14 protein-coding genes and 2 pseudogenes are annotated in these 13718 nt (G+C 65.3%); 8 read left to right on the forward strand and 8 right to left on the reverse strand.

What is annotated here, in order from left to right:
• On the reverse strand, window positions 1-2050 hold a 2050-nt coding region (locus NP3_RS41215; protein WP_157124896.1), incomplete at its 3' end, for an ATP-binding protein.
• 63 nt (window positions 2051-2113) lie between these two features.
• Window positions 2114-3310: an amidohydrolase family protein gene (locus NP3_RS41220; protein ID WP_063047129.1), complete on the reverse strand. Its 1197-nt coding sequence runs from the start codon at window positions 3308-3310 to the stop codon at window positions 2114-2116.
• 518 nt (window positions 3311-3828) lie between these two features.
• On the opposite strand from NP3_RS41220, the gene NP3_RS41230 reads away from it, so the two are divergent.
• Window positions 3829-4581, forward strand: coding sequence for a peptidase inhibitor family I36 protein (locus tag NP3_RS41230; RefSeq protein WP_218025044.1), 753 nt, complete (start codon window positions 3829-3831; stop codon window positions 4579-4581).
• A gap of 71 nt (window positions 4582-4652) precedes the next feature.
• On the opposite strand, the gene NP3_RS41235 is transcribed toward NP3_RS41230, so the two are convergent.
• The gene (locus NP3_RS41235; RefSeq protein ID WP_157124897.1) at window positions 4653-5063 is read right to left on the reverse strand and encodes a hypothetical protein; all 411 of its coding nucleotides are present in this window, start codon (window positions 5061-5063) and stop codon (window positions 4653-4655) included.
• Between the two features lie 163 nt (window positions 5064-5226).
• Window positions 5227-5439, reverse strand: coding sequence for a hypothetical protein (locus NP3_RS48650; RefSeq protein ID WP_157124898.1), 213 nt, complete (start codon window positions 5437-5439; stop codon window positions 5227-5229).
• Here NP3_RS48650 and NP3_RS41240 point away from each other — a divergent pair.
• The 4 genes from NP3_RS41240 (at window position 5403) to NP3_RS41255 (ending at window position 7801) form a co-directional block, all read left to right on the forward strand.
• Window positions 5403-5684: a response regulator transcription factor gene (locus NP3_RS41240; protein WP_063047133.1), complete on the forward strand. Its 282-nt coding sequence runs from the start codon at window positions 5403-5405 to the stop codon at window positions 5682-5684. The genes NP3_RS48650 and NP3_RS41240 overlap by 37 nt on opposite strands.
• 67 nt (window positions 5685-5751) lie before the next feature.
• A complete protein-coding gene (locus NP3_RS41245; RefSeq protein WP_063047134.1) occupies window positions 5752-6345 on the forward strand; it encodes an RICIN domain-containing protein in 594 nt (197 codons plus the stop codon).
• A gap of 362 nt (window positions 6346-6707) precedes the next feature.
• Entirely contained in the window at window positions 6708-7322 is a 615-nt protein-coding gene (locus NP3_RS41250) for a hypothetical protein (protein WP_063047135.1), read from the forward strand.
• Window positions 7322-7801: a hypothetical protein gene (locus tag NP3_RS41255; protein WP_063047136.1), complete on the forward strand. Its 480-nt coding sequence runs from the start codon at window positions 7322-7324 to the stop codon at window positions 7799-7801. Before NP3_RS41250 ends, NP3_RS41255 begins: the two co-directional genes overlap by 1 nt.
• A gap of 91 nt (window positions 7802-7892) precedes the next feature.
• Here NP3_RS41255 and NP3_RS49525 read toward each other — a convergent pair whose 3' ends face one another.
• The gene (locus NP3_RS49525; RefSeq protein ID WP_169814672.1) at window positions 7893-8057 is read right to left on the reverse strand and encodes a hypothetical protein; all 165 of its coding nucleotides are present in this window, start codon (window positions 8055-8057) and stop codon (window positions 7893-7895) included.
• 403 nt (window positions 8058-8460) lie between these two features.
• Entirely contained in the window at window positions 8461-8787 is a 327-nt protein-coding gene (locus tag NP3_RS48655; RefSeq protein WP_245721327.1) for a transposase, read from the reverse strand.
• 1066 nt (window positions 8788-9853) lie between these two features.
• Between NP3_RS48655 and NP3_RS41265 the strand changes: the two genes are divergently transcribed.
• Both NP3_RS41265 and NP3_RS41270 read left to right on the forward strand, forming a co-directional pair.
• Window positions 9854-10747, forward strand: coding sequence for a class I SAM-dependent methyltransferase (locus tag NP3_RS41265; RefSeq protein WP_063825057.1), 894 nt, complete (start codon window positions 9854-9856; stop codon window positions 10745-10747).
• Between the two features lie 29 nt (window positions 10748-10776).
• Window positions 10777-11748 (forward strand): phytanoyl-CoA dioxygenase family protein, encoded by a 972-nt coding sequence (locus NP3_RS41270; protein WP_084509612.1) that lies wholly within the window; start codon window positions 10777-10779, stop codon window positions 11746-11748.
• Between the two features lie 602 nt (window positions 11749-12350).
• Here NP3_RS41270 and NP3_RS41275 read toward each other — a convergent pair.
• Window positions 12351-12791 carry a hypothetical protein gene (locus tag NP3_RS41275; RefSeq protein WP_063047137.1) on the reverse strand — a complete coding sequence of 147 codons (441 nt, stop codon included), beginning with the start codon at window positions 12789-12791 and terminating at the stop codon, window positions 12351-12353.
• A 222-nt stretch (window positions 12792-13013) separates the two neighbouring features.
• Here NP3_RS41275 and NP3_RS50970 point away from each other — a divergent pair.
• Window positions 13014-13147: pseudogene (locus NP3_RS50970) on the forward strand (site-specific integrase); the annotation flags it as partial.
• Window positions 13148-13187: 40 nt separating this feature from the next.
• Here NP3_RS50970 and NP3_RS49530 read toward each other — a convergent pair.
• A pseudogene (locus NP3_RS49530) lies at window positions 13188-13718 on the reverse strand (aminotransferase class V-fold PLP-dependent enzyme); the annotation flags it as partial.

Raw genomic sequence — 13718 nt, forward strand, 5'->3', positions numbered from 1 at the left:
GGGCCGGCACCAGGAATCCCGGTACGGTGCGGTCGTTTTCCTCGAACTGCCCGGCGGAGACGAGGCCGCCGTCGATGAGTCCGTCGATGGCAATCAACGCGAAGACCGTGGTGCCGACCAGCGAGACGTGTGCACGTCCCTCGACCAAGCTCAGCGCCTCGCGCGTGGCCGCGACGGCCTCGTCGAACCGGCCGCGCGAAATTGCGGTGGCCGCGGCGCAGCGCAGATAGTGCCAGCGGGCGAGCGGCCGCCGCAGCCGTTGGGCGAGCCGCTGCATGGGCGCGAGCTGCGCTTCGGCCTCGTCCAAGCGGCCGAGCATCATCATCGCGTCGAAGCGCCACAATCGGCCCCAGAGCATGGTGTCGTCATCGCGCTCGGTCTCGCCGAGGGTCAGCATCTGTTCGGCCAAGTCGAGTCTTTCCTGCACTCCGTCCGGACTCGAGCGGGCCATCTGCCGCGATCGCATGGCCGACCGCAGAACCTGCGCATCGCCGAGTCGGCGTGCCATAGCCAGCGCCTCGGCCGAGATCCGATCGCAGTCGCCGCCGCCGGTGAACCCAGCTTCTCCCGCCCGCAGGGCCAGTAACCGCACTCGAAGCGGGCTGTCCTCGGCAGGCAATAGGTCGAGGGCCTCGGCGGCCAGTCGCTCGCCACTGAAGGTGTCCCACGGGTCGGAGAGCCCTTCCATCGCCAGCGCGACCGCGCCGAGCGCGTGCGGGTCCTCGGCCGCGCGAGCGGCCTCGGCCGACCGCTCCAAAAGTTCTGCGGCGGTTTGTATGTCGCCGTTGTGCAGGAGGGCGGTGCTGTGGCGCAACAGCAACCGCACCCGGTCGGCCGGGACCAGCGGCGCGTCGACCTCCAGGGCCCGCCGGTAGAAGTCCGCGGCTTGCTCCCAGGCCAGGCCCGCGAGTGCGCGGTCGCCGGCGCGTTCGGCCCACTCGACGGCCTGTCGCGGCTCCACGACGGGTAGCGCGGCCAGCCAGTGATGGGCGATTTCGCCGACCCGGTCGGCGGCATCGGAGCGCCCCGCGAGCCACGCCGCCATCCGGGCATGCGCCACCGCTCGTGCCGCGGTCGGCGAGATCGCCCGGGCTCCTTCGCGAATGAGATCGTGCCGGAAGCGCCAGTTCGTCCCGTGCGTCAGCAGCCCCGCGACCCCCGCTTCGTCGAGCGCGCTGAGCACGACCGCGACCGGCTGCTCGGTCACCGCGACGAGCGCTGGCGGGTCCAGCTCGTCGCCGAGTGCGGCTGCGGTGCAGATCAATTCACGACAGGGCGGGCTGAGCCGATCCAGCCGCCCCCGGACAGTGTCGAGCGCGCCATCCGGAACTGTGCGGGCATCGCCACCGATCAGCGAAGCCATTTCGTTGACGAAGAACGGGTTGCCGCCGGTACGGCGACTCACTGCGGCGGCGACATCGGCCGGGACGTCGTGGTCTGCGGAGAGTTCGAGCTGACGACGCACATCCGCGGGTGGCAGGCCGACCAGCCGGACGCGGGTCTGGCCGGCCTCGTGGGCAAGCGCGGCCAGTGCCGCGGTCAGGGCTTTCCGGCCGCCGATCTCGGTGTCACGATACGTCGCCATCAGCATCAGCCGCGATCCGGCCAGACCACGGGCCACGTGCACGAGCAGCGCCAGCGAGGCGGCGTCGGCCCACTGCAGATCGTCGAGCACGACGAGTAGCCCTCGCGGGTCGGCGATCTCCCTCAGCTGCTGCGCGAAGGTCTCGAAGGCCTCGAAGCGCGCTGTGGCCGTGACATTTTCGGCATCGCCTTCGGTCAGCGCGGGCGGCAACGCATTGCTGAGCGTGCGGGCAGCCTGGCGGAAGATCCAGTACGGCGGGCTGCCTTCATCATCGGTGGCCCGTCCCCATGCGACGGGCACGCCGATCGTATCGGCATGCGCGCCGACCTCCTGAGCCAGGCGGGTCTTGCCGATTCCGGGCTCCCCGGTGATCAGCACCAGCTGGCCGCGACCGGACCCCGCCTGCTCGAGACGAGCGTTCAACAGGCCCAACTCGCGGGCTCGCCCGATGAAATCACCGCCCATGGACGGCACGATATAGCCTGGACCGCCTGCAAGGCGACCCCCGCGCCGAGGTGTGAACTACGATCAGCGCCGCACCCGCGCACCGTGGGCATACACTGCGACTACCCTCTGCAGCGCGGACGGATCGGTCAGCGGATCGCCCTGCACCGCAACAAGATCCGCGTCGAAGCCGGGAGTGATGCGGCCCTTGCGATGCCCGAGCCCGCACACCCCCGCCGCGACCGAGGTCACAGCGCGCAGCGCCGCGGCAGGTCCGAGACCTATCTCGCGCAGCGCCGCAGGGGCGGTGTTGAGCACGCCGTGCGGTTTCATCGGCGCGATACCGGCATCGGTGCCGGCGACGAATGGTGCGCCCAGTTCGTGCAGCCGACGCAGGTTGGCACGCACGGCCGGAAGCCGACACGCGATCTCCGCGGGCGGCGCGGCACCGGGCACCGGAACCATGCCGACCGTCGCCCCGATCACTATGCGCCGCTCCGCGATCGCGCACATCAAGTCCTCCCGCACGTCCACCCCGTCTGCCGACCAAAAGGTCACGTGCTCCATCCCGTCGACACCCGCCACCAGCGCGTCCTCGATCGCGGACGTCCCGTGCGCGTGCGCGGTCACCGGCAACCCATGCCGGTGCGCCTCGTCGACCGCGGCACACAGCACCTCGCGATCGAACTGCGCGCGATGCTGATGCGTACCCGGCGTCAGCGTGCCACCACTGGCCATGATCTTGATGACATCGACCCCGCGATCGACATGTTCGCGCACCGCCCGCCGCACCCCGAACTGGGTGGGTTCCGCCCCACCGCCGAGAAAATGACAATGCCCCTGCGGCACCGTGATCGGCGGCCCGGCCGCGACAATGGTCGGCAACCCCGCCCGCCCGCGCAACCGCAACGACAGATAACCGCGGTCACCGAGATCACGAACCGTCGTCACGCCCGCCCGCAACGACGCGCGCCCCGCCTCCGCCATCGCCGCGACGACTTCCTCATCCGCACGGGCCCGCAACGAGGCCACCGGATCAGCGCCGGCGTCGAAAGCAAGATGAACGTGCGTATCGATCAACCCGGGCAGCAACGTGGCGCCACCGAGATCGACGACATCCGCGCCCGGCGGCGGTACCACACCGGCCTCGACCGAACGAATCCTCGCCCCCTCCAATACCACCACCGGATCGGCGACCAACTGTCCGCCGATACCGTCGAAAAGCCACCCGGCACGAACCGCCGTAAGCCGGCGTCGCTCGCTAACGGTCAAGTGCGTCATGACAAACGACGTTCACACACGACGAACAGGCGCACGTCCGTACCGGTACCGAAACCCGATACGGATACGTCGCAGAACAGGAACCCGCCCGGCCGGGGGCATAGTGTCCGTCTCTTGTTCGAGCACGATGAGGCCGATAACGAGCCCGTCGCCGCGTCGCAGGTGTTCGAAAAGGCATGTGTCCCATTCCGGACGGTGCGTGAGTTCGACGGATGCCTTGTCGCCCCGGATCGGCAGCATCCAGCGCGTCGAGCTGGGAACCGTTCTTCTGTCCGCGGGTCGCCACCCACACAACTCTGAAGCGGCCCATGGCGACACTGTCCGAAAATGGCCGACAAGCCGAGTTTGTCCCTTCCGGCCGGGAGTGGGTCCGCAAAGAGGGGCGGGCCCGCATAGCGGTGCCGGAGCGGTCGGCGACGTTCGTTCGTTTCGCACAGAAACGGAAACCACGCCCGGTCGCGGGGGTGGTCGACATGAAAGCCCTTGCCCACGTGCGGAATACAGTTCATTGTGATGAAGTGCAAAAGCTGTTCGTGGTGTTGTTCGCAATCGTGGTTGGACTCGGGACCGTTGGCTGCGACAAGGGCGAAGCGGCCGATATAGCGGAGGATGTCACCTGTCAGTTGGTGGAGCCCGTCGTGGCGGCCGTAGCGACGAAGCTCCGGGCGGGAGCGACGGTGACCGCGGGGCTGATTGTCGCCGCCACCGGGATCGCACTGAGTACCGCGTGCACTTACCTGCTCGACCGGCTCGGCGCAGCCCCGGACGAGGAACACGACGTGGTCCTGGAGAGCGGCAAAGGTCAGAAATCAGCCAAGATCAGCGGAAAGACCTTCATCAGTGTGACAGACAAGTGGTGCAACACCACTGGCGGCTGCACCGGCTACGACCGCTGCCCCACCGACTGGGTATGTCTGTTCACCGATAGTGAAGGCACGGGCAAGATGTCGCTGTTCACCACTCGTTCCCCCAACCTCGCCGACCAGCACATCGACGCCGCGGCGATATCGGTGTTCAACCGTACCGGCAAGATTGCCACTCTCTACGCCGCTCGCGACTACCACGGCGACACCTACACGGTCGCGAAGACGGCGAAGGGTGACCTCCCCGCCGAGTGGCGTGGGAAAGCTCGCTCGATCATCGTCGGCACGCCGAAGACATCGAGCACGACCGCGACACCCACGATGCCCATCGACCCGACCACGACGAAGTCGACCATCACCCGCACCACATCGGTCACGCCCTCGTCTGGGGCGTCGACTACGCGCTGACCACGCCGCGCACGCTCGCCAGGGCCTGTTCGGTAAGTCGTCGCAGATGGCCTGTCGTGGTTTCTGCAGCGTCAATGGTGGTGCAGCCGAGTGGATTCCACAAAGCCGGCGCGGAACCCGTCGGCACACCGGCGTCGACGACCATCTGTCCGGCGATCTTTTGGACGAACAGGCGGCAGGGTCGGTGAAATCCAGATCCAAGCCCTCGCGCGGGCGACGACTGGACCAGTTGACGACAGGTCCCGGTTGCGGTGCAGGACGTGCAGTTTCTGGATCATCCGGGTGCCTTCGGCGTCGGCGGTGCGGGCGTGCCAAAGGGTGATGATGCGGTCGGCGAAGTACGGGACCGATCCGGGTATGCCCTTGCCGAGCATCTGCAGGGTCAGCGTGCGCAGCCGCTGGGTGGCTGCGCCGAGTTCGCCTCTGCTGGAGGCCTTGTCGAGGATCACCGCCGGGTCGGCTGGTCCTGCCTCGCGCAGCACGTCGACCAGGGTGGCGTGCAGCAACTGATGCGCGGGCGGGTAGAACGCGTCGGTGGGATGTCGGCGACCATGTGTGCGACCTCGGTGTTGTGTTCGGCGTAGAGCGCTGCGCCGAGGATCTGCCGCTCGGCTTCGAGGTCGCACATCTCCTGGTTCTCGCCGTTCACGTGCGCGCTGCCTGGATGCGTTCGCGCAGTTTCGAGGCCGCCCGGATGTCGCCGTTGAGCATCGCGGTGAGCTCGGCGCGCAGTAGGTACCGGTGGATGCGGTCGCCGAGGAGCGCTTCGAGTTCGGTGCGCAGGGCTTCGCGGGCGCTACCAGGCGTGCGGCCCGCGCCGTATGCGCGGGTCGCCGCGGTGGCCGAGCGTCTGGGCATCGCGGCCCCTGCGCCACCGTGCCGACGAGCTCGCCGCCACGCTGCGCGGTGATCGCCCGGGTGCGCTGACGCGCCGCGAGTCCGAGTTCGCCGCGCATGTCGCGAAGGGGCTCACCAATCGGCAGATCGGTGGGCTCGTCCACATCTGCGAGCCCACCGCCGAAAGCCATGTGCAGCACATCCTCACCAAGCTTGCACTGACGAACCGCACCCAGGTGGCCGCCTGGGGCGCGCAGCAGCGCTGAACACCAGTACCGGCCCTCCGTGGGAGTACCGATTCCGGTATCGCGCATTTCGAACACGATCTATCGCATGACGATCAACAAGCCTTTCAGTACCCGCCGCCCGTTCAAGGAGAATCTCGAGAATATGAACAAATTCCGCGTAAGTGTGGCTGCCACCGCCGCGCTGGCAAGCACCGTGATTTGGGGACCTGCTGCCCAAGCCGCACCTGTCGCCCCCGCGCCGGAGACGTATTACGAAGTCCATGTACAACATAGCCACCTGTGTCTCGATGTCGCCGACATCCGCTACGACCACAGTGCTCCCGTGCTTCAAGCCAGGTGCCAGAACGGAAGGAATCAGAACTGGAAGCTGGTGCAGTCGGAGTTCCGCGCAGGGTATTTCATGGTCCAAGTGATGCATTCCAAGAAATGCCTCGATGTCGTCGACTTCAGGCTGGACCATGGGGCTCCGGTGGTTCAGGCCGACTGCCGGGACACCGATAACCAGCAGTGGAAGTTGGAGCCGGTCGGCAACGACGCCCCGTTGTACTACCACCTGATCAACTACAACAGCGAGCAATGCCTGGACGTGCAGGACTCCAGCGTCGCCCATGGTGCGAACGTGATTCAAGGAAATTGTTGGGACGGGTCGAACCAGCGCTGGCAATTCGATAAGAAATAGCGAGCGTAGATCACGACGGTCGGTCCTTTTTCTTGGCGACAGCGAATGTGAGGCTATGGTGTAGCCGACTGGCGTATACCGGCTATTCGGATAGTCCGATAGACACCCGCAGGACTTCGACAACCTCGTCCAGCTCGCCTACGCCAACAGCAAGGCCCTGACCCCGACCGTGCTGAAACTCGACGATGCCATCGACCCGGCAGACACCCGCCGTTGGATCCGCATCCTGCGCTGAATCTCACGGCCAGCGCCAGTGCACTGCCTAGATGATTGATTCCATGGGGTGAGGGTGCGCGGTAGCGCCGCGCACCTCTTGGAGCGACGGTTTCGCCTTGTCGTTTCCTCGACCGTGGATGTTTCGAATGAGGTTGCCCGACAGCGGATTTGAGAAGCTGGGTAAGGGTGCCGTAGGTCAAGGTTGGAGCAATGACATCGACACCCTCGCCACCGCACTCTACGTCTGGTCCGAGTGCGCCGACGCGGATGCAGAATCGGAACATTCTGGACAGGATGTTCTCCTTCAGGATGCGCAGTGCGCTGCCGCCACGTTCGCGGGCCACATAGGCGAGCATGTCTTCGATCACGGCGGTGTTGATGAGGCCGATTTCACGGCGTCCGTATTTGGGGGTCATGGTGTCGCGCATCATCGGTTTGTAGTTGTTGATCGTCTCGTCGAGCCGTCCGCGCTTGCACAGATCGTCCTTGTAGGCGGCCCACGCTGGCGCGAGGGTGGAGCGCCTGTTCGGAGTGAGGGTGACCGAGGAATCGATCCACTCCTGTGCGGCGTCCAGGAATTCGCGGCGCGCACGTTCGCCGGTCCGGTTTGGCGCGGCCCCGGTCTGTCGGAGACAGACACGGCGGGGTTGCCTGTGTCGGCGCGACTGCCGCTGATCGGCGACGGTCCGGCAGCCAAATATACTTTCGAGAAGTACAATTCGCGGATTGCCGTTTCGGCGCCATCGGTGAAGGACACGTGATGAAGCTTCGGATTCTCCCTGCTGCGCTTGCGATCTCCGGCTGCCTCGGCCTGTTACCGATGTCGACCGGCACGGCGCTAGCGGCACCGAATGACGTCATCGCTGCGGTGCAAGTCGATGGCTACACAGTGAGCCCGACCATTACCAACAACTCGTCCGGCCGTATCCAATGTGGGTTCGTCGGATACATCGATCCGACCGGGCCAGGGCGCCAGGATAATCCGAACGGTGACTTCGGCGCCGGGCTGACAGTCGATCCAGGATCCACACTCAGTCGGCCGATCGTCGACCCGCGCTATCCCGATCAGCACATTCCCGACGGCAATTATCACGTCTGGTGGCAATGCGCTCCCGACGGCACCGCCGATTTCCGGTGGGGCACAACACCTCCCCTGCCAGCAGGGCAAGCCACCGGTAACCCGATTCCGATCACCGTGCCCAGCCGTACCAAGACCTGCATCGGCTCGGTCTGCATCTGACCGCGCCAGCCGCGTGGCGCTGAGCCGGGCTGCGCACGGAGCCCTGTCGGAGTCCGGACCGCGCCCACTCAGGCCAGTCGCCGGATGCAGCTTACAATCGGCCTTCTGGACGGGGGCCACTGCCGGGATCGGGGGCGCGCATATTGGTCCAGTACACATGGCCCCGGGATTGGTCGACGACAATACCGTCGGGCCTCTCATCGAGTCCGGCGATCAGGGTCCGCACCCGGGTGCCGTCCAAAGACACCGCCTGCATGTCTGGCTACGTTCAGCACCAGCAGCTCGGTCATCGGTATCGCTCCCTAATCCGAGTCGGGGACTCGAGCACTCGGTGTAGTTGGTTCGCCGATGTGTGAACTCCGGCGAACGAGGGCACCGCGTCGCAGATCGCTTTGGTGTGACGGCTCGCCTGCATCACGGTGCCGTCAGGCCTGATGATCGCGGCGCTGGCCAGAGCTTACGATCGGGCACACCACACCGCTTTTACTTGCTGACGCCGAACACCGCTTGGCAGCGCAGCGGATCTCACCGGATGACACCACGCGAATCAGGGCCCAGCGCTTTGATCATCGAGCCGACGGCGCTCGCACTTCGCCTCTGAACTGGGGCTGAGCCGAGGGGTGCCATGGCAGCGGCTGAGCGGTCCTTGGCCACCGCGATCAACCGATGGCAAACAGCTCACCGCCGATTTCGACCAGGACGCACTGTACTGGTGCGACCGGGAAGGCACGCGGATACTGTGCAGCAACCTCGACGGTAGCGATCTGCGTCCGCTGGTAATCGCGGCCGTCGCGCAGCTCCTTGAGCTCCTTGGCCGCGTCGGTGTCCACGCCGCCGTACTGGCGGCGCCAGTTGTACAGCGTCGCTGTCGATACCCCGATCTCGGCGGCGATCTCCTCGCCGGTCTTACCGGCGGCGGTCAGCTCGTCGGCCCGCCGCAGCTTCCGCACGATGTCCTCCGCGGAGTGCCGCTTGCGTCCAGCCATATCGATCAGTGTCCCTTCTCGGCCTTAACCAGGCCAAACAGGACTCTAATACCGAGTGGTCTCATTCACTGGGGACGGCCCAACCCGAAAGAGGTTTACGGGTGATCATGGTGCTGAGTCAGCTAATTTTCAGCCTCGGTTGAATTCACCGATACCAAGTGAATCGGGTTGAACATTGTGCCACGGTACGCGGTCTGCTGCGGGCAATGACTTTCCGCGTCGCTGAGTCGAGGCGGTTAACGATGCGCTGCAGTTCCCGAGAGCTGAGGGGTGACATCGAGGTAATAACACTTTCGAGGATCCACCGGGCTTCCCATGGAGATCCGCAGCATTCGAAGAGCGTGCACCCGGCACGCTGGTTCATCCAGAGCCAGCGATATGGGTGGCGGACGAAGTGACGCCAAAAATGCAGTGCCGCAGCCGCTTTACCTGGCCATCGACCGTCCCTGCCCACTCGAGTCCCCAGTGCGTAAGACGAGACGTCACGAATGACGATCATGCTGAGAGCGGGTGGGCCGCAACGGAAGACTGGCGCGCACCCCGGCGGGCGGCTTACGAGGCACGGCCCTTTCCGGTCGTTGTCACCGATCGATCATTCCACGCCGGTTCATACGAATGGGCGTACCGATGCCAGGGTCGTCCGGTTCTGCTAGGTCTGTTGTGCGCTGTTGGATCATGATGTGGCCGACCTGGATTCGTTGATTTCCAGGATCAGGAGCCCGCGCCTTCCTCGTCGTCACCGGCCCGAAAGCCCGTGCGGGCTGGGCCGGGTCACAGTCGCCGACATTCGCCGTCTCCTAGCGGTGATCATGCACCCACCCGCACCCTCACCCGGCCGCCGTGGTGAAATCCGCTCTGGTGCATGTCATGTCAAATCGACGCTGGATGCTTGCCGGACCTGGCGTCAATTGGCTACGGTGGAACACGTTCGCCGAGAAGATCATTGGCAATTTTGATCGGCACTAGCGGGGAGGTTTCTGACGTCATCGTGGCCTGCGGGCCACACCAGAGGCCGAGCGGTCTGTCCGGCTCGGCTTCACCGGAGGATTCGGAACGACAGGGCTCGATGATGGTATCGGAAATCAGTGAATACCAAGGCGCGTCACCGGATGCGGTCCGCCATCACTATGACATCGGAACCGAGTTCTATCGGCTGTGGCTCGACAGCAGCCTGACCTACTCGTGCGCATTATGGTCCGAGGGCGACGATCTCGACCACGCGCAGCAGCGCAAGCTCGACTATCTGATCGAGCGAGCCGATATCGTCGGCGCGCAGCGCGTGCTCGACATCGGGTGCGGCTGGGGCAGCCTGATGCGGCGGGTAGCCGACCGGAACTGGCAGGCCCACGTCACCGGCCTCACTCTCAGCCGAGACCAATACGACTACGTCCGAACGCATTCCACAGATCGGATCGATGTCCGGCTCGAACACTGGAACACACATCGTCCGGACCGTGCTTATGACGTCATATTTTGCGTCGGCGCACTCGAACACTTCGTGAAATTCGGACTGTCCCGGCGTGACCGCACCGCGGCCTATCGAGAGTTCTTCACGCACTGCTCTCGTATGCTCCGCCCCGGCGGCGGGCTGGTCATCCAGACGATCGGCAAGGGCAACCGGCCGCTGGACCACAACGCGCTCAACGATGTGCAGTTCCTGGCGAACGAGATATTTCCGGAATCGGATCCACCGCGACTGGCCGAACTCGCCCATGCCGCGGAGAAACTTTTCGAAATCGGTTCGGTGGTCAACGATCGTCACGACTACTCGACCACCTGTGCGGAGTGGTTGCGCAGGCTCCGGTCACACCGCACCGACGCGCAACGGCTCGTCGGCGCCCGCATCACCGAGGCATTCGAACGTTATCTGGAGGCCTCCATCCGGCAGTTCGACCGGGAACACCTTGTGCTCTATCGAATCTCGCTTCGCAAGGTGGCTGATTCGCCGTCCGAGGCGTGACCGGCCACCTATCCAGCGAGGAGTCAGTCATGGCCCCGGGACACACGCCCCGCGTGAACGATGTCATCACCGAACTCGACGACCTACGTGTCGACCTGGCCGGCCGCCACCGGGCCACGGCCAGCGCGGGAGCGGCGATCGACCCCGCGGTGGTCGATGCGGATGTGCGCGCCCTCGACCGCGACGGGTACGTCGTTTTACCGAACCTGATCGCACGCGCGGAATGCGAACGCATACACGCGGCGAGCACGGCTCTGCTCGGCCCACCCGGACGAAATACGTTCGAGGGCAAACAAACCCAGCGGGTGTACAGCCTGCTCGAGAAGACCCGCGCCTACGACCGGCTGCTCGACCATCCGCGTGTGCTTGCCCTGCTCGACCGGCTGTTCCTGCCGAACTACCTGCTCTCCCAGCTGCAGGTGATCAATATCCTCCCCGGTGAGCAGGCCCAGCTCCTGCACCACGACGACGGCTTCTATCCGATACCCAGGCCCCGCCCGCCGCTGAGCGCCGCGACGATGTGGGCCATAGACCCGTTCACAGATCGCAACGGCGGCACGGTGATTCTGCCCGGCAGCCACCGATGGGATTCACGGCAGCCGACCGAATCCGACGCCCGGGTCAGCACACGGATGCCCGCGGGCTCATGCGTGTTCTATCTCGGAACCCTCTGGCACGGCGGCGGCGCGAACCAGACCACCGCTGCGCGGCTCGCCGTGACCGCACAGTATTGCGAGCCGTGGCTGCGCCCTCAGGAGGCGTACACGCTGTCGACCAGCCGAGAAACCGCACGAACGGTGTCCGAGGACATCCGCCGCATGCTCGGCTACAGCATCCACCCGCCGTTCATGGGGGCTGTCGACGGCATGCATCCGAAGCGACTTCTCGAAACCCCCGATCCAGCAGTCCCACAGACAGGCGCGGCGACTTCCTCTCCAAAGACACCAACAGCAGCATCCGATCACCCTTGTCGACGCGATCTCCCTCCCGCCGCTCGATGAAGCGCCCAACACACTCCGAGAATGACTGCGGCAAGACGTCCGCGCCCAGGTCAGGCGCGCAGTAGGGATCGACACAGCTGTCGGCAGCGCGTAAAGGCCGCTTGGCCACGGCCAACACCTATCCGCGGGTGGCGTCCTGCTGCTGTGCCCTCGTCAGACGAACCATCGGTCCCTTCGCCGTTCCCTTGGTTCCTGCGGCACCGCGCAGCGTACTGACACGAATTGCTGACAAAGAGACGCTACTCCGGCTTCAAGTAGGCGAATCCCACTTCAATCGTCAATGTTCCCCAGGAAATTGCTGTTCGCGCCGGGCATCGCGATACCGTCACGCCGCCGCTAGTTGCCGATGACCAGCAGTTTTCGGTGTTGCAGCAAGTTGGCGTACTGGTCGATACCCCCTCCGGACACCAGTGCTAACCACACACGGGGTGACGCCAACGACTGCGAGTTGCTGTTGGTGCTTGTAGCGCACTTCCAGATTTAGTGCTCATACAGTCGGAGCTTGTCGGCGGGGTCGCCTGCGGTGAGCACGGCGCGGATGTCGCCTAGTGCGTCGATCAATTTGCGGATTTCGGTGTCGGTGAGCTGGCGGCTCTGATCAACTACTCGGTGGGGTAGCTGTGGACGCCCTGGGCGCCGAAGACCGTCACACGGGCGAAGTAGTTTCCGGGGGCGTCAGCGAACGGGCGGGGGTCATCCAGCATGAGCACTGCCGGGCTGTCGATGAACCGGCCTGCGGCGCAGCTCGGAGTGCAGTCGTTCCGATGCTGGGTGCCGTAACCGAGGGCGTGGGCGCCACTCCACAGCTGCCAGGTGATGTCGATGATCATGTTGTTCCCGTCGGCGCAGGTCAGGGTCAGCGAGGGAGGTTCGACGGCATAGGGTCCCCCACAGTCGGAGACCAGCGCGGGCGGCAGGTCCGGGGTGTCGGACATCGAGGCCGAGGCGGACGGGGCCAGGAGAACCCCCGCGCCCGCGGCTGCAGTAACGGTAGCGGCGGCGATGATCGCCGCCCGGATGATCGTGCGCTCGTGAGTGCTCATCGACGTCAGTCCTCTCGGCCGGAGTGTCGGCCTTGTGGTGGTCATGGCTCTACTCATCGTGCCCGTGGCTTCACTGGTGAATCTCGGCGCGGTTTGCCGATGGAGGTGAACAGGCAGCGCGTTTGCCGCTTGACTACTACCTAATGTAGTGGATGCGCTGGCCTCCATCCGACGCGCCGATGCGCCCCGCTCGAGTCCATTCGAACGTAGGAGATCTCGGTGCACAGCGTCGCCCGCCTGGTCGCCGATGTGGGCCCGCGGATCAACGAGGCATGCTCGATCTGGACGATGTGCGCTGGGAGCTGGGCCGGTTCGGGAAGCTGAATGTGCGTCACGGCAAGGGATCTCGCCGCAAGGTCCGAGCGCGGCCAGCGGAAGAGCGGCGGCCTCGCCACCTCATTGCGGATTGGGCGTCAGGCATTGCGGGGGTAGCGGAAACCAGCGCAGCGCTTCGAAGTGCGATGGGAGGCCGGTGAGACCATCGGGGACCTCCTCGGGGCGGGCCTCGACCAGAGTGCGGGCCTCGTGTAAGTGTTCGGCCAGCGCGGCCTCGTCGAGGGTCTCGTCGTCCGTCGAGTAGTGCAGAGCGCCAGCACTGTTGTAGAAGAGATCTGTCAGGCGCAACGGGGGCTGGTGAGTCCCCCCACGGTGGCGCCATAGGCCGGTGTCCGGACTGAAGATGTAGTCGGTGAGGAGACGGTGGCCGAATGAGGCCAGTAACTCCACGGCCTCGATCAGATAGTCGCGCACGGTGTCGGAAATGAAGTAGTTGAAGTTGATCCGCGTCCAGCCGGGTTTGATGCCCTCGCAACCCAAGGCGATTTCGTCTCGGTAGGCGCGCGAATTCTGCGGATCAATGGCCAGGAGCCGATGCCCGTACGGGCCTGCGCAGGAGCAGCCGCCGCGAGCTTGGATGCCGAACAAGTC

The organism is Nocardia pseudovaccinii NBRC 100343 (genome assembly GCF_001613225.1).
GTDB classification, from domain to species: Bacteria; Actinomycetota; Actinomycetes; order Mycobacteriales; family Mycobacteriaceae; genus Nocardia; species Nocardia pseudovaccinii.